19 protein-coding genes are annotated in these 24,622 nt (G+C 60.9%); 6 read left to right on the plus strand and 13 right to left on the minus strand.

The annotated features are described in order from the left end of the window. Window positions 1-3 precede the first annotated feature (3 nt). Window positions 4-996: a LysR family transcriptional regulator gene (locus CFter6_RS22285; RefSeq protein WP_061542523.1), complete on the minus strand. Its 993-nt coding sequence runs from the start codon at window positions 994-996 to the stop codon at window positions 4-6. A gap of 98 nt (window positions 997-1,094) precedes the next feature. Further along, window positions 1,095-2,975 (minus strand): ABCB family ABC transporter ATP-binding protein/permease, encoded by a 1,881-nt coding sequence (locus tag CFter6_RS22290; RefSeq protein WP_061541762.1) that lies wholly within the window; start codon window positions 2,973-2,975, stop codon window positions 1,095-1,097. Between the two features lie 72 nt (window positions 2,976-3,047). Here CFter6_RS22290 and CFter6_RS22295 point away from each other — a divergent pair, with 72 nt between their 5' ends. Next, complete coding sequence (locus CFter6_RS22295) at window positions 3,048-3,455, plus strand: acyl-CoA thioesterase (protein WP_014007961.1); 408 nt, start codon at window positions 3,048-3,050, stop codon at window positions 3,453-3,455. Window positions 3,456-3,474: 19 nt separating this feature from the next. Here CFter6_RS22295 and CFter6_RS22300 read toward each other — a convergent pair whose 3' ends face one another. Then, window positions 3,475-4,293 (minus strand): IclR family transcriptional regulator, encoded by an 819-nt coding sequence (locus CFter6_RS22300; protein WP_061541763.1) that lies wholly within the window; start codon window positions 4,291-4,293, stop codon window positions 3,475-3,477. 154 nt (window positions 4,294-4,447) lie between these two features. On the opposite strand from CFter6_RS22300, the gene CFter6_RS22305 reads away from it, so the two are divergent. The 4 genes from CFter6_RS22305 to CFter6_RS22320 all read left to right on the plus strand — a co-directional run bounded on the left by CFter6_RS22305 (window position 4,448) and on the right by CFter6_RS22320 (window position 8,753). Beyond that, window positions 4,448-5,449: a 2-dehydro-3-deoxygalactonokinase gene (locus CFter6_RS22305; protein ID WP_061541764.1), complete on the plus strand. Its 1,002-nt coding sequence runs from the start codon at window positions 4,448-4,450 to the stop codon at window positions 5,447-5,449. A 24-nt stretch (window positions 5,450-5,473) separates the two neighbouring features. After that, window positions 5,474-6,142: a 2-dehydro-3-deoxy-6-phosphogalactonate aldolase gene (locus CFter6_RS22310; RefSeq protein ID WP_061541765.1), complete on the plus strand. Its 669-nt coding sequence runs from the start codon at window positions 5,474-5,476 to the stop codon at window positions 6,140-6,142. A 16-nt stretch (window positions 6,143-6,158) separates the two neighbouring features. Beyond that, the gene (dgoD, locus tag CFter6_RS22315) at window positions 6,159-7,307 is read left to right on the plus strand and encodes a galactonate dehydratase (RefSeq protein WP_061541766.1); all 1,149 of its coding nucleotides are present in this window, start codon (window positions 6,159-6,161) and stop codon (window positions 7,305-7,307) included. A gap of 102 nt (window positions 7,308-7,409) precedes the next feature. After that, window positions 7,410-8,753, plus strand: coding sequence for an MFS transporter (locus tag CFter6_RS22320; protein ID WP_205631417.1), 1,344 nt, complete (start codon window positions 7,410-7,412; stop codon window positions 8,751-8,753). 95 nt (window positions 8,754-8,848) lie between these two features. On the opposite strand, the gene CFter6_RS22325 is transcribed toward CFter6_RS22320, so the two are convergent. From CFter6_RS22325 to CFter6_RS22370, 10 genes are all read right to left on the minus strand, one after another. Then, complete coding sequence (locus CFter6_RS22325) at window positions 8,849-10,543, minus strand: long-chain fatty acid--CoA ligase (protein ID WP_061542525.1); 1,695 nt, start codon at window positions 10,541-10,543, stop codon at window positions 8,849-8,851. A gap of 118 nt (window positions 10,544-10,661) precedes the next feature. Continuing rightward, a complete protein-coding gene (locus CFter6_RS22330) occupies window positions 10,662-13,277 on the minus strand; it encodes an alpha/beta fold hydrolase (protein ID WP_061541767.1) in 2,616 nt (871 codons plus the stop codon). Between the two features lie 24 nt (window positions 13,278-13,301). After that, window positions 13,302-14,354, minus strand: coding sequence for an aminopeptidase (locus CFter6_RS22335; protein WP_061541768.1), 1,053 nt, complete (start codon window positions 14,352-14,354; stop codon window positions 13,302-13,304). Then, window positions 14,351-16,438 (minus strand): molybdopterin-containing oxidoreductase family protein, encoded by a 2,088-nt coding sequence (locus tag CFter6_RS22340; RefSeq protein WP_061541769.1) that lies wholly within the window; start codon window positions 16,436-16,438, stop codon window positions 14,351-14,353. The genes CFter6_RS22335 and CFter6_RS22340 overlap by 4 nt, the downstream gene beginning before the upstream one ends. A 79-nt stretch (window positions 16,439-16,517) precedes the next feature. Continuing rightward, window positions 16,518-17,705: an acetylornithine deacetylase gene (argE, locus tag CFter6_RS22345; protein ID WP_061542526.1), complete on the minus strand. Its 1,188-nt coding sequence runs from the start codon at window positions 17,703-17,705 to the stop codon at window positions 16,518-16,520. Between the two features lie 10 nt (window positions 17,706-17,715). Next, entirely contained in the window at window positions 17,716-18,756 is a 1,041-nt protein-coding gene (locus tag CFter6_RS22350) for an ABC transporter ATP-binding protein (RefSeq protein WP_061541770.1), read from the minus strand. Continuing rightward, window positions 18,753-19,736 (minus strand): ABC transporter ATP-binding protein, encoded by a 984-nt coding sequence (locus tag CFter6_RS22355; RefSeq protein ID WP_061541771.1) that lies wholly within the window; start codon window positions 19,734-19,736, stop codon window positions 18,753-18,755. The genes CFter6_RS22350 and CFter6_RS22355 overlap by 4 nt, the downstream gene beginning before the upstream one ends. Before the next feature lie 7 nt (window positions 19,737-19,743). After that, entirely contained in the window at window positions 19,744-20,649 is a 906-nt protein-coding gene (locus tag CFter6_RS22360; RefSeq protein WP_061541772.1) for an ABC transporter permease, read from the minus strand. A gap of 1 nt (window position 20,650) precedes the next feature. Continuing rightward, on the minus strand, window positions 20,651-21,628 hold the full coding sequence (locus CFter6_RS22365; protein ID WP_061541773.1) for an ABC transporter permease: 978 nt from the start codon (window positions 21,626-21,628) through the stop codon (window positions 20,651-20,653). Window positions 21,629-21,703: 75 nt separating this feature from the next. Then, window positions 21,704-23,290, minus strand: a complete 1,587-nt coding sequence (locus CFter6_RS22370) for an ABC transporter substrate-binding protein (protein WP_417924815.1) — start codon at window positions 23,288-23,290, stop codon at window positions 21,704-21,706. A gap of 126 nt (window positions 23,291-23,416) precedes the next feature. Here CFter6_RS22370 and CFter6_RS22375 point away from each other — a divergent pair, with 126 nt between their 5' ends. Beyond that, window positions 23,417-24,610: a M20 aminoacylase family protein gene (locus CFter6_RS22375; protein ID WP_061541775.1), complete on the plus strand. Its 1,194-nt coding sequence runs from the start codon at window positions 23,417-23,419 to the stop codon at window positions 24,608-24,610. Window positions 24,611-24,622 lie beyond the last annotated feature (12 nt).

Consider the following 24,622-nt stretch of genomic DNA (forward strand, 5'->3'; position numbering starts at 1 on the left):
GATTTATGCGAGCGCTGCCGGCGTTTTACGTTTTGCGTTTTTGGCGGCTTCCTTGGCTGCTTCTTTGGTTGCCTGTTCCTGCTGCTGCAGCAGGTAAGCCCATAACCGCGCCACCACCGGCTTGCCCGGCCTTTGCACGGTAGGACGCTCGCGGTACAGGCGGATTTCCATGGTCGCTTCCCACTCGGGAGCGTTATGGTCGACGCTGGCCAGCTGCTTCAACTTGACTTCGCGGGTCACCGCCGACTCTGGCAGAAACGCCACGCCATGCCCTTCCAGCGCCATCATTTTCAAACCTTCCGCCATGTCCGTCTCGTAGCGTTTCTCAAGGTAGAGCGGCTTCTTGGCGTCGGCCAGAATCAATTCCACCATACGCCCGAGATAGGCATTGCTGGTATAGGACAAGAACGGCAAAGGCGCGCCGGCGCTGCCGGGAAAGACATAGTCCGGCACGCCGGCCTTGTTGCAATGGGCATAGGCGCGCAGCACCTCGCTGCCCAATGTGATCAGGTCGTAGCGCCCGGTATCGAGCTGCACCGGCTGGCGCGGATGGTGATAGCACAGCAGCAGGTCGCAGCCGCCGTCCACCATCGCCATCACGGCGTCATGCACGTTCAAGGCCAGCAGGCGCGTATTGAGCGGCCCGAAACCGCTCTCCAGCAAACGGATCCAGCGCGGCACATAAGTCAGCGACAAGGTATGCGGCACGGCGAAATCGACCGTGCTCAAAGCGGTCGGACGCTTGCCCCGCATCAGCGCACGGGCATTGTTGATCTGGCCCAGCATCTCCAGCGCCTGCTCGTAAAACACTTCGCCGGCGGCGGTCAGCCGCGTCGGATAGGAAGTGCGGTCGATCAGATCGGCGCCCAGCCATGCTTCCAGCGACTGGATGCGGCGCGAGAAGGCCGGCTGCGTGACATGACGCAATTCTGCAGAGCGGCTGAAACTATGGGTTTCCGCCAACGAAATGAAGTCTTCTAACCATTTGCTTTCCATGCCGCTATCGTAACGCGAGTCGGCGGCGGCAGCATAGAAAATTGGCGCAGCCGCGGCTGACAATCTGCATCGGCGTTGTACTTCTGCACCTTGTACTTCTACACCACCTGCACCACGTTCTCAGGATAAGCGCCATCGATTCCCGGCGACGGGCTTTCCACTTCTTCCGGATGCGCTTGCTGGCGTTGCCACATCTGCGCGTAAGCGCCGTCTGCCGCCAGCAGCTGGACGTGGGTGCCGCGCTCGATGATGCGGCCGTGGTCCAGCACCAGGATCTGCGCCGCGTCGGCAATGGTCGACAGGCGGTGGGCGATCACCAGCGTGGTGCGGTCCTTGGCGATTTCCTTTAACTGCGCCTGGATCGCCTGCTCCGATTTGGAATCGAGCGCGGAAGTGGCTTCGTCGAAAATCAGCAGCGCGGGATTTTTCAGCAAAGTGCGCGCGATCGCCACCCGCTGCTTTTCGCCACCCGACAATTTCAAGCCGCGTTCGCCCACCATCGAATCGTAGCCGTCCGGCAGCGACTCGATGAAATCGTGGATATGCGCGGCCTTGGCGACCGCGACGATTTCCGCCTTGCTGGCGCCCGGCTTGCCGTAGGCGATGTTGTATTCGATGCTGTCGTTGAACAGCACCGTATCCTGAGGCACGATGCCGATCGCCTGGCGCAGCGAAGCCTGGGTGATGTCGCGCAAATCCTGGCCGTCGATCGTGATGCGGCCGTTGCTGATATCGTAAAAACGGAACAGCAAACGCGACAGGGTCGACTTGCCGGAGCCGCTGTGGCCGACCACCGCGGTGGTGGTGCCGGCGGCAATCGTGAAATCGACATCGAACAGGATCTGGCGTTTGCTCTCGTAGCTGAAATCGACGTGCGTAAAACGCACTTGCGCGCCGCCGGTCAGCAGCGGCCGCGCCTCGGCGGCATCGGCGATTTCGCGATTCTCGTCAAGCAGGTGGAACAACCTTTCCATGTCAGCCAGGCTCTGCTTGATTTCGCGGTAGATGACGCCGAGGAAATTCAGCGGGATATACAGCTGGATCATGAAGGAGTTGACCAGCACCAGGTCGCCCAGCGTCATCTTGCCGTCGATCACGCCCTGCGTGGCGCGCCACAGGATCAGCGTCACCGCGATGGCGATGATCAGAGATTGCCCGGTATTCAACAGGGACAGCGAGGTCTGCGATTTCACCGCCGCGGTTTCGTAGCGCATCAAGCCATCGTCGTAGCGCCGCGCCTCGTATTCTTCATTACCGAAATACTTGACGGTTTCGTAGTTGATCAGCGAATCGATGGCCTTGGTGTTGGCGCTCGAATCGAGGCTGTTCATGGTGCGCCGGAAATGGGTGCGCCATTCGGTGACCGTGACAGTAAAAAAAATGTAGCTGACCAGCGCCACCACGGTGATGCCGGCGAACCAGATATCGTAGTGCAGCACCAGGTAACCCAGCACCAGCGAGATTTCGATCAGGGTCGGCAAGATGCTGAATAGCGCGTACGACACCAGCGACGAGATGCCGCGCGTGCCGCGTTCGATATCGCGCGTCATGCCCCCGGTCTGGCGGTTCAGGTGAAAACGCAGCGACAGCGAATGCAGGTGGCGGAACACTTGCAAGGCGATGGTCCGCACCGCACGCTGGGTCACGCGCGCGAACACGAACTCGCGCAATTCGGTGAACAAGGTGGTACTCAGGCGCAGCGCGCCGTAGGCCACCAGTATCCCCAGCGGCAGCACCAGCATCGCCTGCGGATGGCTGACCGTGATGGTCATGCTGTCGACCAGTTTCTTCAGCACCAGCGGCACGCCGACATTGGCCAGCTTGGCGCCCAGCATGAACAGCAGCGCCAGCGAGACCCGCCACTTGTAGGTCCAGAGATAGGGCAGCAAAGTCTTGAGCGTGGCCCAGTCGCTACGCTTTGGCTGGCCGCTGCCGGTAACTGCGGCAGGCTCTGGCGACGTGGAAGAATGGTGGCGCATAGGGTGACAATCTTAAAGAATAGTTTAAGCTACGGATACAAAGCCAATTGTAGCTCTCAGGGGAAATAACAGATGACTGATCAAAACAACAATCAATTGCCGCCCGACACCATGCCGCAACTGCGGGTGATGCCGATGCCGTCCGACGCCAATGTGCACGGCGACGTCTTCGGCGGCTGGATCATGGCACAAGTCGACATTGCCGGTTCCCTGCCGGCCACCCGTCGCGCCAACGGCCGTGTCGCCACGATCGCGGTGAACTCTTTCCTGTTCAAGCAACCGGTGTTTGTCGGCGACCTGCTGTCGTTTTATGCCGAGATCGTCAAGGTCGGCAATACGTCGATCACAGTCAACGTCGAGGTGTATGCCGAACGCAACCGGCTGCAGACAGAGGTCGTGAAAGTGACCGAAGCGACGCTGACTTATGTCGCCACCGACGCTCAGCGCAAGCCGCGTCAGCTGCCGCCGCTGGCATCCTGACGATTTCCTGGCTCGGTTCCTAGGGCGCGCCGAGCTCGCTGGAGATGCCGGCCGCCGCCGCCTGCACTACAGCGATCAATGACTGCATCCGTTCCAGCGACATGTAAGGCAGGGTGCTGGAAACGCTGATGGCGGCGACAATCGCGTGGCTGGCGTCGTAGATCGGCGCCGCCACGCAGCGTATCGACGGCTCGTTGTCTTCCAGGTCGAAGGCATAACCGCCTTTGACGTATTCACGCATCTGGTCGCGGAACTCAGTCCAGCTACGCTTGGGCAACAAGCCGGAAGCATGGCTGCCGGCCGCGCTGCTGCGCTTCTGGTACAAGTTTTTCCATTCCTCTTCGTCCATGCCCAGCATCAAAGCCTTGCCGACGCCGGTAGTGGCGATGGGCATCCTGTGCCCCACGCGCGAACGCATTTCCAAACCCTTCTTGCCCGGAATCTTGTCCAGGTAGAGCACATCGTCGGCGTCCTGCAAAGCCAGGTGGATGGTGTCGCCCGACTGTTCGGCCAGCCGCTCCAGGTAGGGCCGCGCCGCTATGCTCAGCGAGACTTCTTCGCGCGCCTGGAAACCCAGTTCGATCAGTTTCGGGCCGAGCACATAACCTGCGCTCGGCGTAAAACGCAGATAACGCTCCTGCACCAGGCAGTTCGCCAGCCTGTGGGTAGTGCTGCGCGTGGTGCCCAGCATTTGCGCGATCTGTTTCAGGTCGCGCGCGCCACCGGCCACCGCCTGCAATACTCCCAGCCCGCGTGTCAGGGTCTGGGTGCCGGTCGGGGCGGCAGTTCCCTCGCCCACATTGCCAGGCAACTCCGCTGAGTCCTGCGATTTGCGCATGATTAGAACCTGTCAGAAAATATCCAAAATCCCATATATTGGGACATAATATCATATATTGACAGAAAATTGCAGCCGGAATAAAGTACGCCACATCACGGGCCACGCAGATCCTGCCCGCAATTTTTGAAACGCATTTAAAACCAAGCAACCCATGCCGCCTGTACCGCATCAAACGCACTTGATCGCCCTCGACTGGGGGACTTCGTCGCTGCGCGCCTATCGGCTCGGAGCGCATGGCCAGACGCTGGAGTTGCGCGCCCTGCCCTGCGGCGTCATGCAATTGCCGGCAGCCGATGGCGACGGCAAAGACGGTTTCGAAGCCGCTTTCGAGCAAGCTTGCGGTGACTGGCTGCACGCTGCGCCGGGCACGCCGGTGATCGCGGCCGGCATGGTGGGCAGCCGCCAGGGCTGGCTGGAAGTCCCGTATCTGGAAGTGCCGATCGCCGTCGACCGCATCGGCGCCAGCTTAAGTACGCTGTGCAATCGCCATGGCCAGATGATCCACCTGGTGCCGGGCCTGATCGAAAACTCCATGCTGCCGAACGTCATGCGCGGCGAAGAGACCCAGGTGGTCGGCGTGCTCAATGCCCTCAACCAGGACTTGGCAGAGACCGATATCCTGGTCGGCCTGCCCGGCACCCATTCCAAGTGGGTGCAGATACGGCGCGCAGGCAAGCAATGCCAAGTAGCGCATTTTGATACATTCATGACCGGCGAAGTGTTTGCCGCCTTGTCCGGACATACCATCCTCGGGCGCGGCATGCAGGCTGGCGGCGACCAAGCGGAGGCCGGGCAGCGCGCGTTTGAGCGCGGCGCCCTGGTGGCGCGCAGCGCGGCAGGCCAGGCCGGCGTATTGTCGACCATATTCAGTACGCGCACGCTGGGACTGACCGGCGTGCTGGACGGCGCCGGCCAGCGCGAATACCTGTCCGGACTGCTGATCGGCCACGAAATCGCCGCCTTAAAAACCATGTTGCTGGAACAAGGGCGGCAACCCTCGCAAGTGATGCTGGTCGGCGAAGCCGGCTTGTGTGCACGCTACACGCAAGTGCTGCGCGCCTATGATTTTGGAGCAGTCGAAGTCGTCGCCCAGGCCACCGAACGCGGCCTGTGGCAACTGGCGCTGACGGCTGGACTATTAAAACATGCCTAGCAACGGGAATACCGGGAAACCATCATGTTAAGAAATGCAATGAAACAATGCGGACTGATCGCCATCCTGCGCGGCGTCGAGCCGCATGAAGTGGCGGCGATCGGCCTGAAACTTTACGAAGCCGGTTTCCGTATCATAGAGGTGCCGCTTAATTCGCCCCAGCCGTTCGACAGCATCCGCAGCCTGCGCAACGCCTTGCCTGCCGACTGCATGGTCGGCGCCGGCACGGTCTTGACGACCGACCAGGTGGCGGCGGTCAAGCGCGCCGGCGGCGAGATCATCGTCATGCCGCACAGCGATCCGGAAGTGATCGCTGCCGCCAAACAGGCCGGCCTGGCTTGTGCGCCGGGCGTCGCCACGGTAACCGAAGCATTCGCCGCGCTGGCCGCCGGCGCCGATGTCTTGAAAATGTTCCCGGCCGAACAGCTGGGGTCGAACGTAGTCAAGGCGTGGCGGGCGGTAATCCCGCGCGAAGTGGCGTTGCTGCCGGTAGGCGGCATCACGCCGGAAAACCTGGCGACATTCATCAGCGCCGGCGCTTCCGGATTCGGCCTCGGGTCTGCCCTGTACAAACCGGGCCTGAGCGCCGAACAGGTCGGCCAGAACGCCAACCGGTTTGTCGCGGCATGGTGCGCAATACAAGAAAATTCAAACACTGCAGAAACAGCGGAAACGCCAGAAACAAAAAATTGAACAGGAGACGAGCTTAATGAAGATCACCAAACTGACCACTTACATCGTACCGCCGCGTTGGTGTTTCCTGAAGATAGAAACCGACGAAGGCGTGGTCGGCTGGGGCGAACCGGTGGTCGAAGGCCGCGTGCACAGCGTGGCGGCGGCTGTCGAAGAACTGTCCGACTACCTGATCGGCAAGGATCCGCGCCATATCGAAGACCATTGGACGGTACTGTACCGCGGCGGCTTTTATCGCGGCGGCGCCATCCACATGAGTGCGCTGGCCGGCATCGACCAGGCGCTGTGGGATATCAAGGGCAAGGCGTTAGGCGTCTCGGTCAGCCAGCTGCTGGGCGGCCCGGTGCGCGACAGCATCCGCGTCTATTCCTGGATCGGCGGCGACCGCCCGGCCGACACCGCGGCAGCGGCCAAGGACGCCGTGGCGCGCGGTTTTACCGCGGTGAAGATGAACGGCACAGAGGAACTGCAGTTTGTCGATTCCTATGAAAAAGTGGAAGCGACATTGGCCAACGTCGCCGCCGTGCGCGCGGCGGTCGGCCCGCACATCGGCATCGGCGTCGACTTCCACGGCCGCGTGCACAAGCCGATGGCGAAAATCCTGATCAAGGAACTGGAACAATTCAAGCTGATGTTTATCGAAGAGCCAGTGCTCAGCGAAAACTACGAAGCGCTGAAAGAGCTGGCGCCTCTGACCAGCACGCCGATCGCGCTGGGCGAACGGCTGTACTCGCGCTGGGATTTCAAGCGCATCCTCAGCGAAGGTTATGTCGACATCATCCAGCCCGATGTTTCCCACGCCGGCGGCATCACCGAAACGCGCAAGATCGCCACCATGGCTGAAGCCTACGACGTCGCCGTGGCGCTGCACTGCCCGCTCGGCCCGATTGCGCTGGCCGCCTGCCTGCAGGTGGATGCGGTGTCGTACAACGCCTTTATCCAGGAACAGAGCCTGGGCATCCATTACAACAAGAGCAACGACTTGCTCGATTACGTGAAAAACCCTGAAGTCTTCGCCTACGACAAGGGCTACGTGACCATTCCGCAGGGACCGGGACTGGGCATAGAAATCAATGAAGAGTATGTCAAGGAGCGGGCTGCCGTAGGCCATCGCTGGCGCAATCCGATCTGGCGCCATAAGGACGGCAGTTTCGCCGAGTGGTAAGACACAGGCTTCATTGGTTCAGCAGGGAAATGATTTTAAAAAGAGAGCAGCATAGCCCTCAAATGCCACCATTGGTCCGGTTAACCCGGACAGGAGATCGTTATGCAGGAGCAGGTGCTTGAAGTAGAACGGCTGTCGACGGCAAACCAGGCAACGCAACCGCCACCGCAGCAAGCACCCAGCCGCAAACGCTTCCTGATCATGCTGCTGCTGTTCGTCACGGTCGTGATCAATTACCTGGACCGCAGCAACCTGTCGATCGCCGCGCCGGAATTGATGCGCGAACTGGCTATCGACCCGGTCCATGCGGGCTGGATTTTTTCCGCTTTCGGCTGGACCTATGCCGCCATGCAAATCCCCGGCGGCTGGCTGGTGGACCGGGTGACGCCTAGGGTGCTGTATGCGCTGGCGCTGGCCCTGTGGTCGCTGGCCACCATCTTCCTCGGTTTTATCGGCAGCTTCGCCGGGCTGTTTGCGCTGCGCCTGCTGGTGGGGGCGCTGGAAGCGCCGGCTTATCCGATCAACAACCGTGTCGTCACCACCTGGTTTCCTGAACGCGAACGGGCCACCGCCATCGGCTTCTACACCTCCGGCCAGTTCGTCGGACTGGCGTTCCTGACGCCGCTGCTGGCCTGGCTGCAGCAGGCTTACGGCTGGCACATGGTGTTCGTCAGCACCGGCCTGACCGGCATTGCCTGGGCCGCAATCTGGTATCTCGTCTATCGCGAGCCGCGCCAGTTCAAGGGCGCCAATGCGGCGGAAATCGAATTGATCCGCAGCGGCGGCGGCCTGGTCGATATTGCCCAGGCGGCGAGCGCGCAAAAACCGGGCTTCAGCGTGGCCGACCTCGGGCTGGTGCTGAGCCGGCGCAAACTGTGGGGCATCTACCTCGGACAGTACGCCGTGAATTCCACGCTGTGGTTCTTCCTGACCTGGTTCCCGACCTACCTGGTCAAATATCGCGGCATGGATTTCATCAAGTCCGGTTTCCTGGCCTCGCTGCCGTTCCTGGCGGCCTTCCTCGGCGTGCTCAGCTCCGGCGTCTTTTCCGACTGGCTGATACGCAAGGGAGCATCGGTGGGACTGGCGCGCAAACTGCCGATCATCAGCGGCTTGCTGATTTCTACCTGCATCATCGGCGCCAACTACGTCGACTCGACCGCCTGGATCATCGTCTTCATGGCAGTGGCCTTCTTCGGCAACGGCTTTGCGTCGATTTCATGGTCGCTGGTGTCGTCGCTGGCGCCGGCCAAGATGCTGGGGCTGACCGGCGGCGTCTTCAACTTCATCGGCAACCTGGCCGCCATCACGACGCCGCTAGTGATCGGGTTCCTGATCAGCGGCGACAGCTTCGCGCCGGCCATCACCTATATCGCCGTGATGGCCCTGGTGGGAGCGCTGTCGTATATCCTGCTGGTCGGCAAAGTGGAACGCATCACCGCCTGACGCTCTCGCAAAAAAACAAACCCCGGATGCGCTTGTCGCACATCCGGGGTTTTTCACAACCGTGGCCTCCGGCAAGACGCCACTTTTTCCAAATCTCAGGCTGCCTGTTTTTGCTCCGCCGGTTTTTCGTCACGCAATTCGCGCCGCAGGATCTTGCCAACGTTGGTCTTCGGCAGGTCGGTGCGGAACTCGATATATTTCGGCCGCTTGTAGCCGGTCAGCTGCTCACGGCAATAAGCCATCAGTTGCTCGGCAGTCAGCGACGGATCCTTGCGCACCACAAAAATCTTCACCACTTCGCCGGCATGTTCGTCCGGTACGCCGACGCATGCGCATTCCAGCACGCCGGGATGCTGCACCACCACACCTTCGACTTCGTTCGGATAGACATTGAAGCCTGACACCAGGATCATGTCTTTCTTGCGGTCGACGATCTTGGTATAGCCGCGCTCATCCATGATGCCGATATCGCCCGACTTGAAAAAGCCGTCCGCAGTCATGACCTTGGCGGTTTCGTCGTCGCGGTTCCAGTAGCCGCGCATGACCTGCGGTCCGCGGATCGCGATTTCGCCGGCCTGGCCCAGCGCTACCGGGTTACCGGCGTCGTCCAGGATGGCGATCTCGGTCGACGGCAAAGGCAAGCCGATAGTGCCGCTGTATTCCTTGATGTCGCACGGATTGGCGCAAGCGATAGGCGAAGTTTCCGACAAGCCGTAGCCTTCGATGATCGGACAGCCGGTGATTTCCTTCCACTTGTCGGCAACCGCCTTTTGCACCGCCATGCCGCCGCCGACGCAGACCCGGTAACCGGAGAAATCCAGCTTGGCGAAGTCGGGATGGTTCAGCAAGGCGTTGTACAGCGTATTGACCGCCGGGAAGGTATTGATCTGGTATTTCGACATTTCCTTGATCAGGCCGGCGATGTCGCGCGGATTCGGGACCAGCAGGTTCAAGGCGCCCTCGCGCATGCCGAGCATGCCGCACACCGTCAACGCGAAGATGTGATACAGCGGCAAGGCGCAGACAAACACCAGTTGCTCGATTTTGGGGCCGTTGGTCAGGCCCGGGGTGAGCCAGGCTTCAGCCTGCAGCACATTGGCCACCACGTTGCGATGCGACAGCGTTGCCCCTTTCGAGACGCCGGTGGTGCCGCCCGTGTATTGCAGGAAAGCGGTGTCGTCCGGCGTCAGCACAACCGGCTTCAACTGCAGCGAAGACGCTTGCGACAAGACGCTGTTGAACGGCACGGAACCGGGCAAGGAAAAACTCGGCACCATCTTCTTGACATGGCGCACCACCAGGTTGACCACCAGGCCTTTGACGCCCATCAGGTCACCCATGCTGGCAACCACCACATGCTTGACCTTGGTGCGGGCGATGACCTGCTGCAAGGTGGTGGCGAAATTTTCGAGTATGAAGATGGCTTCCGCGCCCGAGTCGTTCAGCTGATGCTCGAGCTCGCGCGGCGTGTACAGCGGATTGACGTTGACCACGATATAACCGGCACGCAAGATGGCGGCAATCGCCACCGGATATTGCAGCACGTTAGGCATCATGATGGCGACCCGCGCGCCTTTTTCCAGGCCCTTGCCCTGCAGCCAGGCCCCGACCTTGCGGGACAGCTGGTCAACTTCGGCATACGTCAGGTATTTGCCCATGCAGGCATAGGCGTTGCGCGGCGCGTATTTCTGGAACGCCTCTTCCAGCAACTGCGCCAGCGACTGGTATTGGGAGTAGTCAATCTCCGGGGCGACGCCTTCCGGATACGATTTGAGCCAAAATTTGTCCACGTATTTATCCATACTCTGCCTTTAGTCTCTGCTTGTTATAAATGCATTCTTTTTGGCTTGTTTCACTGGAAGAAAACGCGCCTGTAAGGGGATATTGCCGGGATATTGCCGGCCACCGCTAAAAAAGCACGGTTGTATTTTTTTGTTCTACCGCGATGCTATCGGGCAAAGCGTCCGCATGCAAGCGTTTTGACGCATATTTGAGCAAATCATCGGCGCTAAGCTTCATGTTGTGGTGCAGCAAAACCTCTGCCTGCAAATGCTGGACACCCTCCTCGTCCGGACTCCATTTCACATGAGCAACTGCCACCGCCGGATGCTCGAACAAGACTTCTTCGATCTGCCGCGGGAACACGCGCCGGCCATTCCGTATTCCCATATTACTCTTGCGGTCGATGATGGAAACAAAACCGTCTTCGTCGATGCTGGCGACGTCGCCGGTGGCCAGCCAGCCGTCGTACAAACGTTCCTTGCTTATCTTCCTGGCAATCAGGTTCAACGCGGATGCGCCAGCCCCGGCGGCGCCGGCAGGGCCATGATCGTAGCCAGAGAACAGCTGCGGCCCGCGCACCCACAACTCGCCCAGGGTATCGCTGGGCAATTCGGCATCCGTATCCAGGTCGACCACTTTCACTTCCGTATCCGGCAACGGCACGCCGACCACGCCCTGGATGCGGCGCGCCGCCAGCGGCATGGCCAGCACCGCAGGCGAAGCCTCGGTCAGGCCATAGGCTTCGACCAGGCGGCCGCGCGTCAGCTTTTCGAATTCTTCGCGGATTTCCTGGGCCAGCGGCGAACCGCTGACGGCGCAGACCCGGATCGAGGCCAGGCCGTAGCGCCGTATGCCCGGCGTGTGCGCCAGCTCGCGCACCATGCGCGGCGTGGTCGGGAAATAGGTCGGCCGCATTTTCTTGACGGTCTTCAGCAAAGGCTCCAGTTCAGCACCCGGCAACAGGATCAGGGTTGCGCCCAGATACACGCCAAGGTGCAGCAAGCCGGTCAGGCCGTAGGCGCTGGACAAGGGCTGCTGCGCCAGGAAACGTTCATCGCCCGGCCGCGACTCCGGCAGCCAGTGACGCAGCTGCAAGGCGTTCGCCGCCAGGTTGCGGTGCGACAGCGCCACCGGCAGCGGCGTACCGCTGGCGCCGTAGGTGTACACCACCACCGCGATGTCGCCGACATCCTGCGCCAGCTCTGTCGGCGCTAGCGAGCCGCGGCCCAGAACCTGATTGAATTTCAGGTAGCGCCGCTCATGCCGGCGATGCTGCTTGTCCTGTCGGAACCAGGGCAGCCAATGCCCTTCCTGCACATGATGCAAGGCCGCGAATTTCAGTTTTTCGCGCCAGCTCATGTGATCGATCATCGACGCGAATATGACACGCCGCAGGCCAGCCGCGCGGCGGTCGCTCTGCAGCTCATCGCGCAATTCGTCGTAGCGATTGGTGGTGGTCACCAGCATCACGGCGCCTGCATCTGCTATCCGCGTCAACAGGGTTTCCTTGGGCGTGGCGGCATCGCTCAGCACCGCTACCGCGCCGGCTTTCAGGATGCCAAAATAGGCGATCACCAAAGACGGTATGTTCGGCAAAGCCAGCAAAACACGCTCGCCGGGCTTGATGCGCAAGTCGAGCAAGCCATGGGCAAAACGATTGGCTTGCCGGTCCAGTTCACGCCAGTCGATCTTGCCGCCGCGGTAAGACAGCGCCGTGGTTTTGCCAAAGCGCCTGGCAGTCGCTTCCAGCAAGCGCGGCAAAGGCACGGTCGGCATCCTGATGCGGTACGGGGTGCGGGCGTCATAGAATTTCAGCCACGGACGTTCTGCTTCCAGCTGCTTGCGCGCCGTACGCCGCTCAGCTTTTTGCCGTGCCCGCCGCTCCGCCAGCTCTGACGGATCGGACTGCATCTGCAGGAAGCGCTGGATGGCGCGGTTCACCGCGTCGGGCCGCTCCACCATCACCTGATGCGCAGATACCGGCACCACCAGTTCTTCCGCGCCCGGGATCAGGCGCGCTACTTCCTTGTAGGCTGCTTCGTCGAACAGGATATCGCGGTGACCCAGGATCACCAGCGTCGGCACCGTGATCGCGCGCAGATATTCACTGCCGTCCCACGGCAGCAAGGCATTGCGGTTTTGCAGGTACACCACGTGCGACGGCGGATAAATGCGGGCAGCGGTGATGCCGACATACGGCATCAGCTTGCGTACCATATCGAATATGCGCGGCGGCATGCGCAGCACGGTGCGCCCGGCCAGGCGCAGGCGGAAGCGCGCCGCCGAGGCGATCATGACCAGCGCCGATATGCGCCCTGGATACTGCTTGAGGAAATAGGAAGACAGCGCGCCGCCGAACGAGTGGCATACCAGGATAAAACGCTGCGGCACTTCCAGCTGATCCAGCGCGGCGGCGATGTCGGCGACCAGTTCCGGCACATCGTAGCTGGCGCCTTCGGCCGCCGTCGGCGCATCGCTGTAGCCGTGGCCGCGCAGGTCGAGCGCGATCACACGGTAGTCGAGCTGGAATTGTTCCAGCTGGTATTCCCAGTAGGCCGCGCGGCCGCCGAAGCCATGAATAAAGACCATCGTGGGCTGTTGGCTGCGCGGCCCGCGATCATATTCTGGCCCGGCATCCAGCACACTCATTTCCAGCGCACTGTCATAGACTCCGCTGCCGTTGCGCGCCAGGCGGTTCGGCAGTTTCAGCGTGCTGCGGTGCAGGTCGGCATTAAATGTCATCTTGGCATTGTAACCAAGATAGATTTATGTGGGCCGGGATTTCGCCAGCTCTTCCAGCCGGCGGTGCCTTTCTTCCTTGCTGAGCGCAGCCAGTCCGGCGACCGCTGCATAAAATTTCTTGAGGGTCTGTTGCTGGGCCAGCAGGGCCTTGAAACCTGGCACCAAATCGTAATAGGTCGCCACCAGCGCCAGATGGGCGTTCGACAATGGCTCGGCAAACCAGTGGTCGTAGCCGGCGTAGCCGCCCCACTTTACCTTGAGCACCTGGTAATCCGCTTGCAGGGCGAGGAAAATCGCCGCCTTCTGCTGCAGCTTTTGCGCATCGCTGAGTCCGCTCGCGTAATTGCTTGCCAGCCGCTGCCGGTACTGCAGCAGCAGCGCCAGGAATTCTTCCTTGCGTCCTTCGAACTGGACGTAGGCGTCGCGCGTCTTTTGGCTGCCGGCCGCCGCCAGCCAGCGCTCGACGCCGACCTGCTCGACCGTGGTGGCGAACGATTCGTTGAATTGCGTATCGTCCTTGGCGTACACCGTCTGGTGCGCCAGCTCGTGGAAAACCAGGCGCGCCAGTTCGCCGTCGGGATAGCGGATGAAGGTCGACAACAGCGGATCGTTGAACCAGCCGAGTGTGGAATAGGCGGGCACGCCGCTGACTTGCACATCGTAGCCTTGCTGGCGCAGGCTGGCGGCGAATTTTTTTGCGGCGTCCTGCTTGAAGTAACCGCGGTAGTTGACGCAGCCGGCAATCGGGAAACACCACTGCTTGGGCTCCAGCGACAAAGCCGGCGCCGCAATCACGTTCCACAAGGCGAAGCGCCGCTTCAGGTCGGCATATTCGGTGTAGCTGCGGTTGTCCGGCAGGTCCAGGTCGGTTATCGCGAAGCGGCGGATCTGCTTGGTGAGCCTGAGCTTGGCCTTGAGGCCGGCATCGACGCTCGGATCGGCCAGCCATTCGTCAACCGAATGGGCCTGGTCCAGCAGGGAGAACTGGCCGTTGGCCGCCTGGCCGTAGTAGGCAAGCTGGGCGCAACCGGCTGCCAGCACGGCGAACAGCAGGACCGTGGGCAGCCGGACATTCATGCGGGCGCTTTTTCCACTTCCACCAGGACATCGTAGAAGGTCGGCGCCCGTCCCATGTCGGTCAGGCGCTGGCTGGTCACCTCGTTGGCGTTCTTGCCGTCGCTGGCCATTTTTTTCCACCAGATCGACAAGCCCACCACCAGTCCGATCCGCGCCTTGTCAGTCACTCTCAGCCTGGCGTTGAAACTGCCGCGGTCGTTATAGATGCGCACGGTATCGCCGCTGGCCAGGGTTCTCGCTGCAGCGTCGGCCGGATGCATGTCCAGGTGCGGCTCGCCTTCGGTATCGCGCAAGCTTTTCACGTTAACGAAACTGGAATTGAGGAAGTTGCGCGCCGGCGGCGAAATCATCGCCAGCGGGTACTTCCTGGCCAGCTGCGGATTGCTGGCCGGCGATTCATAGGGAGCGATATAGGTCGGCAAGGGATCGAGTCCGTCCTTCAGCATTTGCGCGCTGTAGAACTCGCACTTGCCGGATGGCGTCGGAAAACCGCCGTGCGCGAATGGCGCATCCGGCACGTTCAGTTTTTGCCAGCCCTTTTGCTTCAACGCGTCCCAATCGAAATGGACCGCCCGCTCATTTTTCCGGTCAAATGCCTGTGCCGCGATTTCATCGTCGCTTTCGCGGAAACATGGGTCGTCGAAACCTAGACGCGCCGCCAGCAGGCGGAAAATTTCGGTATTCGGCTTGGCTTCGCCCAACGGTGCAATCGCGGCGTTATTCGCCAGCATGTACAGATGGCCGTAGGCCGAATGGGCATCCACGTGTTCCAGCTGGGTGGTGGCCGGCAGCACGATATCGGCGTAATCGGCGGTGTCGGTCTGGAAATGCTCCAGCACCACGGTGAATAAATCTTCGCGCGCAAAACCGCGGGCGACGGCGCCGGACTCCGGCGCTACCGCGACCGGATTCGAGTTGTACACGATCAGGGCTTCGATTTTCGGCCCGAACTCAGGCGAGGCCTGGCGCAACAGGTCGTCGCCGATGGTGCTCATGTTGATGGTGCGCGGCGCGATTCCCTGCTTGAGCAGGAAATCGGGACGCTGCAAGAACTGGTTGTTTTTTGGAAAACTGTCCGAGGTCGATAGCTGCACGCCACCGGCGGCATGGCGCCAGGCGCCGACCAGCGCCGGCAGGCAGGTGATATTGCGCACCGCCATGCCGCCGCCGCGCACACGCTGCAAGCCGTAGTTGACCCGGATCGCCGCCGCTTCGCCGCGTTGCGCAGCACCGCCGTAGCTGCGCGCCAGTTCCAGGACTTCATCGGCGCTGATGCCGCACACTTCGGCGGTCCTCTGCGGCGTCCAGCTCGACACCTGCTGTTTCAGCTGCTCGAAGCCCAGCGTGTATTGCGCGATGTAGTCGTGGTCCAACAGGTCCTCGGCAATCAGCACATGCATCATGCCCAGCGCCAGCGCCGAATCGGTGCCCGGCAACAGGGCGATGTGCTGATGGCATTTGTCGGCGCTCAGGGAGCGATACGGATCGATTGCGATCAGTTTGGCGCCGCGCCGTTTTGCTTCCTGCGCGCGCATCCAGAAATGCAGGTTGGAAGCTATCGGATTGCCGCCCCAGATCAGGATCAGCTTGGCGTTCTGGAACTGCTCAAGGTCGGTGCCTATCCTGGCGCCTATCGTGTATTTGTAGCCGGTGCCGCCGGCCGAGGCGCAGATGGTGCGGTCCAGCAGCGAAGCGCCGATGCGGTTGAAAAAACGCATCGCCATCGATTCGCCCTGCACCAGGCCCATGGTGCCGGCGTAGCTGTAAGGCAGGATGGCTTGCGGATTGCGTCCGGCGATCTCGCCCAGCCGCCCGGCGATTGTCGCGATCGCCTCGTCCCAGCTGATCTGTACGAATTTCCCTTCGCCTTTTTTGCCGATCCGCTTGAGCGGATGCAGCAGGCGATCCTTGTGATAAGTCCGTTCTGTGTAGCGCGCGACCTTGGTGCATAGCACGCCAGCTGTGGTCGGGTGGTCCGGATCGCCGCGCACCTCGGTGGCGACGCCGTCGGTGACGGTCACCAGCAGTGCACAGGTGTCGGGGCAATCGTGCGGACAAGCAGCACGGACGGTCGCAGTAGTCATAGTGTCATCAAAACCAAGGTGCTTCAATCCGCTACTTTAGCAAAATCCGCTAAAACAAGCTGGTTTTAGCGACTTCTGCTTACTTTGCGGCCGGCAGCTGCATCTCTGGATCCATCAGGCGCAACATGAAGGCTTCGCACTGGACCAGCTGTTCCAGCGCCACGAATTCATTCGGCCGGTGCGCCTGTTCGATGCTGCCGGGGCCACAGATCACAGTAGGAATGCCGGCGCGCTGGAACAAGCCGGCTTCGGTGCCGTAGGAAACCGCGCCGTTCGGCTTGTTGCGCGCCAGCGCCGCCGCCAGCTGGACCACGGCGTCGCTCTCCTGCATGTTGAGGCCGGGAGCGGAGGCCAGCCATTCGAAATCGATGGCGGCGTTCGGTTCGACTTTTTGCATTTCCGGCAGCAAAGTGGCGGCGAAATCCTGGATTTCCCGGTACAGGCGTTCGGCATCGATGCCCGGCATGGTGCGCGCCTCGAAATCGAACTTGCAGTCCTTGGGCACGATATTCGCCGCCAGCCCGCCGTGGATCAGGCCAGTCTGCATGGTGGTGTAGGGCACGGTAAAACCGTAATCGCGCGTTTCCAGCTGAGCGAAGCGGTCTGCCATCTGGCGGATATAGACGATGATGCGCGCCGCATACTCGATCGCGTTGACGCCCATGGTGGTGTAGCTGGAATGCGCTTCGCGGCCGCGCACGCAGCAGCGGAAGCGATGCGTGCCTTTATGCGCAATGATGGGCTGCATCGAGGTTGGCTCGCCGACAATGCAGGCCGCCGGCTTCAATCCCAGTTCCTGCAGATCCTTGATCAAGCCTTGCACGCCGATGCACCCTACTTCTTCGTCGTACGACAGTGCAAAGTGCAAAGGCGCCGCCATGTCCGCTGCCAGGAATTGCGGCGCCAGCGCCAGGGCGGTGGCGATGTAGCTTTTCATGTCGGCCGAGCCGCGGCCGTAGAGCAAGCCATCCTTGATGGTCGCCTGGAACGGATCGGTATCCCAGACCTGGCCCTCGACCGGCACCACATCGGTGTGGCCGGACAAGATCAGGCCAGGCTTCGGGCCTTCGCCCAGCGTCGCAAACAGATTGGCTTTCTTGCCGCTGGCGTCATAGGTCAGGCGCGACTTGACGCCGAGGCCGGCCAGGTAGTCGCGGGTCCATTCGATCAGTCCCAGGTTGGAATCGCGCGATACGGTCTGGAACGCAATCAGGCGTTCGATCATGGCCATGGTTTCGGCCGAAGGAGTCAATTGTCGAGTATTCATATACTGTCCTTTATGCCAGTCCATCATTGAGATGGCAGGCGGAAAAATGTTTGGCGCTGACTTCTTTTAATGCCGGCTTTTCTACTTTGCAGCGCGGCATTGCATGCGGACAGCGCGGATGAAAATGACAGCCCGGAGGCGGATGCAGCGGCGACGGGATTTCTCCCTTGACCGCAAAAAATTCCGTGCGCCGGACTTCCAGCTTGGGCGCCGATGCCAGCAGCGCCTGGGTATACGGATGATTGGCGCGGGCAAATACCGTATCGGCAGAAGCCGACTCGACGATACGCCCAAGATACATGATCACCACCCGGTCTGACAAATGCCGCACCACGCCCAGATCATGGCTGATGAACAAGTATGTCAGGTCCAGTTCGTCGCGCAGCTTGATGAACAGGTTCAGCACCTGGGCCTGGATCGATACATCCAGCGCCGCCACCGCTTCGTCGCAGACCAAGAATTCCGGCTTGACCGCGAGCGCGCGCGCAATGCCCACACGGGCCCGCTGGCCGCCGGAGAACTGATGCGGGAAACGGCGCAGCATGGCGCCGTCCAGCCCGACCCGCTGCAGCAGGCTTTCGACATACTCGCGCTGTTGCTGCGCATCGACCAAACCATGCACCAGCGGCGCTTCGCCGACGATATCCTGCACCCGCATGCGCGGATTCAACGAGGCATAGGGATCCTGGAAAATCATCTGGATCGCCAGCTGCTTCTTGCGTCTTTCTGCAACGTCCAACTGCTCCAGTGACTGTCCTTTCCACAAGCGCGTGCCGGCAGTCAGGCTATGCAAGCCGACCGCCATCCGCCCCAGCGTCGATTTACCGCAGCCGGATTCCCCCACCAATCCCACTACTTCACCGCGCCTGATGTCCAGGCTCACCTCATCCACCGCATGCACCACTTCCTGCTGCATGCCGGCGCCCAACAGGTTGGCGATCCTGGCCGCGCTGTCGAGTCTCTTGACGAACTGCTTGCTGACCGCCTGCAGTTCCAGCAGGTTGGGAGCGGATGGCGGTTGCGCCATATTGTTGTCGACGGCCTGGCTCATGACGCCACCTCCGCCACGCTGTCCCGCAATGGATGGTAGCAACGCAGCATGCGCTGCTCCACTTCGCGCAACTGCGGCGTCTGCTGGCATTCAACCGTGGCATGCCCACAACGCGTGCGGAATGCGCAACCTTCCGGCAGGTTCAGCAGCGACGGCGTCATGCCGGGAATTTGCTGCAGCGGCTGGCCGCGCGGGTTGCGCGACGGCGCCGATGCGATCAGGCCATGGGTGTAGGGATGGCGCGGATGCTCCAGCACCTGCTGCACCGTGCCGCTTTCGACGATGCGGCCGGCGTACATTACCGATACCGTATCGGCCAGCCCGGCCACCACTGACAGGTCGTGGGTGATCCAGATCAGGGCCGTGCCGGACTCGCGGCACAGTTTCTGCATCTCGTACAGTATCTGCCCTTGTATCGTCACATCCAGCGCAGTGGTCGGCTCGTCGCAGATGATCAGGTCGGGCTGGTTGAGCAAGGCGATCGCAATCGCCACCCGTTGCCGCATGCCGCCGGAAAACTGATGCGGATATGCCTGCAGGCGTTCATCCGGCGATGGAATGCCGACCCGCACCAGCGCTTCGCGCGACATCTCGCGCGCCACCATCCGACTCACATCCTGGTGCGCGCGCACTGCTTCCATCATCTGGGTATCGATGCGCAGCACCGGATTCAAGGTCATCATCGGATCCTGGAAAATCATGGCGATCCGGTTGCCGCGGATCTTGCGCATGGCTTCCGCCGGCAAGCTGCGCAGATCTTTGCCTTGCAGCAGGATCTCGCCGGCGACGATCTTTCCCGGCGCGTCGACCAGGCCCATGATGGAATAGCCGGTCATCGATTTTCCCGATCCGGATTCTCCGACCAGGCCCATGATCTCGCCGCGCTTGACCGAGAACGAGACCTGGTCGACCGCCTTGACCAGGCCGGCGCGGGTGGCAAACTGGGTCTGCAGGTTATTGACGGTAAGTGTCGTGTCCATATCGAGCCTATTGCGTTTGCAAGCGCGGGTTGAGCACATCGCGCAACTGGTCCGCCACCAGGTTGATGGTCACCACGGTCACCAGCAGGGCGATGCCGGGAAACACGCTGATCCAGTATTTTCCGGACAACAGGTATTGAAAGCCATTGGCGATCAGCAAACCAAGCGAGGGTTCGGTGATCGGCAATCCGAGGCCGAGGAAAGACAAGGTCGCTTCCAGCGAAATCGCCGATGCCACTTGCAGGGCGGCCACCACGATCAGCGGCGGCAGGCAGTTAGGCAGCAGATGGCGGAACATGATGCGCAGCGGCGACAGGCCGAGCGCGGTCGCCGCTTCGATGTATTCCTTCTTGCGCTCCACCAGCGCCGCGCTGCGTGTGGTGCGCGCGTAATAAGCCCATTGCACCGCCACCAGCGCGATGATGATCTTGTCGATGCCGCGCCCGGTCAGCGCCAATAAAATCAATGCGATCAGGATGGGCGGGAACGACAACTGGATATCCGCGACCCGCATGATGAAGGCTTCGATGCGGCCGCCTGCATAACCGGCAAGCAGCCCAAGCGACAGGCCCAGCGACAGCGCGATGCAGGTGCTGACCACACCGACCATCACCGAGATGCGTATGCCGTACAGGATAGCCGACAGCATGTCGCGGCCCTGGTCGTCGGTGCCAAGCAGGTAGGTCATGCTGCCGTCGACCGATGCCTGGCCCGGCTCCAGGCGCGAATCCATCACATCCAGCTTGGCAAGGTCGTAGGGATTCTGGGGTGAGATGACGGGCGCGAATATCGCCGCCAGCACAATCAGCACCAGCAGCACGAATCCTGCAGCGGCAATCCTGCTGCCAAAAAAATTGCGGACAAAACGTTGCCAGGGCGTTTCCGCCGCATTGGACATTGGTGTCAGTTCCATCTCAGCCTTTGCTTTCTGCCAGGCGCACGCGTGGATCGAGCAAGGAGTACAGCATGTCCACCACCAGGTTGATCAGGATGAAAATGGTGACGATCAGCAGCAGGTAAGCGACGATCACCGGCCGGTCCAGCACACGGATCGAATCGATGATCAGCTTGCCCATGCCGGGCCAGGCAAACACCGTCTCGGTGACGATGGAAAAGGCAATCACCGAACCGAACTGCAGCGCCACCACGGTGACGATAGGAATCAGGATATTTTTCAGGACATGGACGCCGATAATGCGGCTGTTGCGCAAGCCCTTGGCGCGGGCGAATTTGACATAGTCCTGCATCAGCGCCTCCTGGGCGCCGGAACGCGTCAGCCTGATCACCAGGGCGATGTTGAACAAGGCCAGGTTGAAAGCCGGCATCAGCAAATGGCGCAGGCCGTCCCAGCTCAGGAAGCTGACCGGCACCCCGAACAGCAATTGCGTCTCGCCGCGGCCGCTGGTCGGCAGCCAGCCCAGCTGCACCGCGAACACCATGATCAGCATCAGGCCGACCCAGAATGTCGGCAACGAGAAGCCCAGGATCGACGCCGCCATGATGGTTTTTCCGATCAGGCCGTTTGGCCTCAGGCCTGCAAGCAGGCCCAGCGGCAGTCCCAGCACGACAGACAGCAGGATCGCTGCCGACGACAGTTCCAGCGTGGCAGGCATGCGCTCGAAAATCAGTGTCAGGGCCGGCGTCGAATAGGCAAACGAGCGGCCCAGGTCGCCGCCGGCCGCGTTCTTCAGGAAGATGAAATACTGCAGCCAGAGCGGCTTGTCGAGGCCGAAGGCGACGATCACCTTGGCGCGTTCTATCTGGTCGGCGTCGGGACTGATCAGCACGTCGATCGGATTGCCGATCGCATACACTCCGACAAACACCAGCAACGACATCACCAGCAGCACAACCAGGCTTTGCAATACGCGGCGGATAATAAAAGCCAGCATCGTTTATCCTAGATTCTTCCATAAAAAATCCGCTCGCCACCTCGGTGAGCGGATGTACGCGCGATTCCACCCGCTTTACTGCGGGTAGAACTGGTAAGCGTGGGTACGCTCATCGGTGCGCGGGACATATACGATACCTTTTTTTGTGGCCCACGTGGTCACTTGCTGGTGAATCGGGATCACGCCGCCGTCATCGATGACGATTGCCGTGGCTTGCTGCAACAGGCTGGAACGCTCCTTGTCGTCGACGCTGTTCAGGGCTTTGGCCAGCAGCGCGTCCATTTTCGGGTTGCAGTATTTCAGCCAGTTGACCGCGCCCATGCCTTTGGCCGGATTGTCGCAAGCCACCATGGCCCGCAGCGGCGACGACACTTCGCCGGTCTGCGCGCCCCAGCCCAGCAAGCCGATCGAATATTCGCTCTTGGCGCCGCGCGCCGCATACACCGACATCGGCGCACCCTCGACCTTGGTGGCAATGCCGATGCGCGACCACATCTGGGCGATGGTTTGCGCGATTTTTTCATCATTGATGTAACGGTTGTTCGGCGTATGCATGGTGAGGCCGAAACCGTTGGGATATCCTGCCTCCGCCAGCAGTTTTTTGGCCGCTTCGGGATCGTATTTGGGCGGCTTGAGATTCGGATTGTGGCCGAACAAGGCCGCCGGCACCAGGTTGATGGTCGGTTCGGACAAGCCCTCCATGATCCGGTCGCGAATCGCATCGCGGTTGATGGCGATCGACAATGCGCGGCGCACGCGCACGTCCATCAACGGATTCTTGTCCAGCGGCTGGCCGTCCTTGTCGGTGACGAACGGCGATTTCTCGCGACGGGTATCCGGGTACAGGTAAATCACGCGATGCGACACCTTGGAATAAAAACTCAGGTTCTTGTCCGCACGGACTTTCGCCAGGTCCGGCGTCGGCACGTTTTCGATGGCCTGCACATCGCCGGCCAGCAGCGCCGCCAGGCGGGTCGCATCGTTCGGGATGAAACGCAGGGTGACCTTGCTCCAGGCCGGCTTCTTGCCCCAGTAATCGTTATTGCGCTCCAGTTCTATGCGGTCGTCGCGCTGGAACCTGACGAACTTGAAAGGACCGGTGCCTATCATGCCCTTGCCGCTGGCGAAGTCGTCGCTGCTCAGGCCCTGCGTCGCTTTCTTCGACACGATGTAGATCGAAGTCAGGTCAGCCAGCAGCAAGGGATACGGCTCTCTGGTCGTAAGCTGGATAGTGTAGGGGTCGATGATTTTCTTGTTGATGATGGCTTTGGTATAGGTGTCGAATTTTCCCGGGCTGCCGACGATAGTGGCCGGCCGGTCCAGCGACCAGGCGACGTCTTCCGCCGTCAGCGGGCTGCCGTCGTGGAACTTGGCGCCTTTGCGCAGCTTGAATTCCCAGGTCAGGTTATTTACCAGGGTCCAGGATTCGGCCAGCGCAGGAATGATGTGGCTGTCGGCATCCATCGCCACCAGCTGCTCGAAGATGTGGTCGGAAACGTTGATGTTGGGAAACAAATTATAGAAGTGGGGATCCATCGAAGTCGGCGGAGAACTCATCGCCAGTTTGAATTCCTGCGCCGCGGCAGGAGGCGCCGCGGAGGCAAACAACAGCAGGCAGGAAGCCGCCAGTAATACACGCAATCCCATTCTTGGCCATGACATCAGACGCATAATGCTCTCCTGTGAATGAACACCGACGGACCGTGTAGGCGTAATATACACATTCTGGACGTTACGCCATTCACCATTTTTGTAGGCAAAAGGCGTGCCACATATCAGGAGCACAACATGAATTTGATCGATCCCATTATCGCCTTCCAGGCAGAATTGCAGGCAATCCGACGAGATCTGCACGCACATCCCGAACTCAACTACGAAGAAAAGCGGACCTCCGATGTGGTCGCCCGCAAACTTACCGAATGGCAGATTCCGATAGTGCGCGGCCTCGGCATCACCGGCGTGGTCGGCATCGTGAAAAATGGCAGCAGCAACCGCGCCATCGGCCTGCGCGCCGATATGGACGCCTTGCCGATGCAGGAATTGAATACCTTTCCGCATGCCTCCCAACATCAGGGCAAGATGCACGCTTGTGGACATGATGGCCACACGGCGATGCTGCTTGGCGCGGCCCATCACCTGGCGCAGCACCGCAATTTCGATGGCACCGTATATCTGATTTTCCAGCCGGCGGAAGAAGGCGGCGGCGGCGCGCAGCGCATGATCGACGACGGCCTGTTCGAGCAGTATCCGATGGAAGCGGTGTTCGGCATGCATAACTGGCCGGGCATGCCGGCCGGCAGCTTCGGCGTAACGCCGGGTCCGATGATGGCTTCCAGCAATGAGTTTGAGGTGATCATCAAAGGCAAGGGCTCGCATGCCGCGCAGCCGCATAAAAGCATAGACCCCGTCATGGTCGCGGTACAGATAGCGCAGAGCTGGCAAACCATCGTCTCGCGCAATATCAATCCGAACGATCCGGCGGTCCTGTCGGTGACGCAGATCCATAGCGGCAGCGCCACCAATGTGATTCCCGACGAAGCGACGCTGATCGGCACCGTGCGCACTTTTTCAGTGGCGGTGCTGGATGTGATCGAAACGCGCATGCGGGAAATCGCGCAGCATACCGCTGCTGCTTTCGGCGCCGAAATCGAGTTCAAATTCCACCGCAATTATCCGCCGCTGGTGAACCACGCCAAGGAGACTGCGTTTGTAGTCGAGGTGCTGCAGGCGATGGTCGGCAACGGCAATGTCAATCCACAGGTAGAACCCACCATGGGTGCGGAGGATTTTGCCTTCATGCTGCAGAACAAGCCTGGCTGTTATGTCTTCATCGGCAACGGCGAAGGCGCTCACAGGGATGGCGGCCATGGCCTCGGTCCCTGCAACCTGCATAACGCCAGCTACGATTTCAACGACGATCTGCTGCCGATCGGCGCCAGCTACTGGGTCAATCTCGCGGAAACTTATCTGAAGAAGATGTAGTTGCCGCGCTGC

It is taken from the genome of Collimonas fungivorans (genome assembly GCF_001584145.1).
GTDB classification, from domain to species: Bacteria; Pseudomonadota; Gammaproteobacteria; order Burkholderiales; family Burkholderiaceae_D; genus Collimonas; species Collimonas fungivorans.

Bases quoted from the DNA above. Each gene is read 5' to 3' on its own strand.
- CFter6_RS22285 (WP_061542523.1), bottom strand. From the start codon at position 996: ATGGAAAGCAAATGGTTAGAAGACTTCATTTCGTTGGCGGAAACCCAT.
- CFter6_RS22290 (WP_061541762.1), bottom strand. From the start codon at position 2,975: ATGCGCCACCATTCTTCCACGTCGCCAGAGCCTGCCGCAGTTACCGGC.
- CFter6_RS22295 (WP_014007961.1), top strand. From the start codon at position 3,048: ATGACTGATCAAAACAACAATCAATTGCCGCCCGACACCATGCCGCAA.
- CFter6_RS22300 (WP_061541763.1), bottom strand. From the start codon at position 4,293: ATGCGCAAATCGCAGGACTCAGCGGAGTTGCCTGGCAATGTGGGCGAG.
- CFter6_RS22305 (WP_061541764.1), top strand. From the start codon at position 4,448: ATGCCGCCTGTACCGCATCAAACGCACTTGATCGCCCTCGACTGGGGG.
- CFter6_RS22310 (WP_061541765.1), top strand. From the start codon at position 5,474: ATGTTAAGAAATGCAATGAAACAATGCGGACTGATCGCCATCCTGCGC.
- dgoD (WP_061541766.1), top strand. From the start codon at position 6,159: ATGAAGATCACCAAACTGACCACTTACATCGTACCGCCGCGTTGGTGT.
- CFter6_RS22320 (WP_205631417.1), top strand. From the start codon at position 7,410: ATGCAGGAGCAGGTGCTTGAAGTAGAACGGCTGTCGACGGCAAACCAG.
- CFter6_RS22330 (WP_061541767.1), bottom strand. From the start codon at position 13,277: ATGACATTTAATGCCGACCTGCACCGCAGCACGCTGAAACTGCCGAAC.
- CFter6_RS22335 (WP_061541768.1), bottom strand. From the start codon at position 14,354: ATGAATGTCCGGCTGCCCACGGTCCTGCTGTTCGCCGTGCTGGCAGCC.
- CFter6_RS22340 (WP_061541769.1), bottom strand. From the start codon at position 16,438: ATGACTACTGCGACCGTCCGTGCTGCTTGTCCGCACGATTGCCCCGAC.
- argE (WP_061542526.1), bottom strand. From the start codon at position 17,705: ATGAATACTCGACAATTGACTCCTTCGGCCGAAACCATGGCCATGATC.
- CFter6_RS22350 (WP_061541770.1), bottom strand. From the start codon at position 18,756: ATGAGCCAGGCCGTCGACAACAATATGGCGCAACCGCCATCCGCTCCC.
- CFter6_RS22355 (WP_061541771.1), bottom strand. From the start codon at position 19,736: ATGGACACGACACTTACCGTCAATAACCTGCAGACCCAGTTTGCCACC.
- CFter6_RS22360 (WP_061541772.1), bottom strand. From the start codon at position 20,649: ATGGAACTGACACCAATGTCCAATGCGGCGGAAACGCCCTGGCAACGT.
- CFter6_RS22365 (WP_061541773.1), bottom strand. From the start codon at position 21,628: ATGCTGGCTTTTATTATCCGCCGCGTATTGCAAAGCCTGGTTGTGCTG.
- CFter6_RS22370 (WP_417924815.1), bottom strand. From the start codon at position 23,290: ATGTCATGGCCAAGAATGGGATTGCGTGTATTACTGGCGGCTTCCTGC.
- CFter6_RS22375 (WP_061541775.1), top strand. From the start codon at position 23,417: ATGAATTTGATCGATCCCATTATCGCCTTCCAGGCAGAATTGCAGGCA.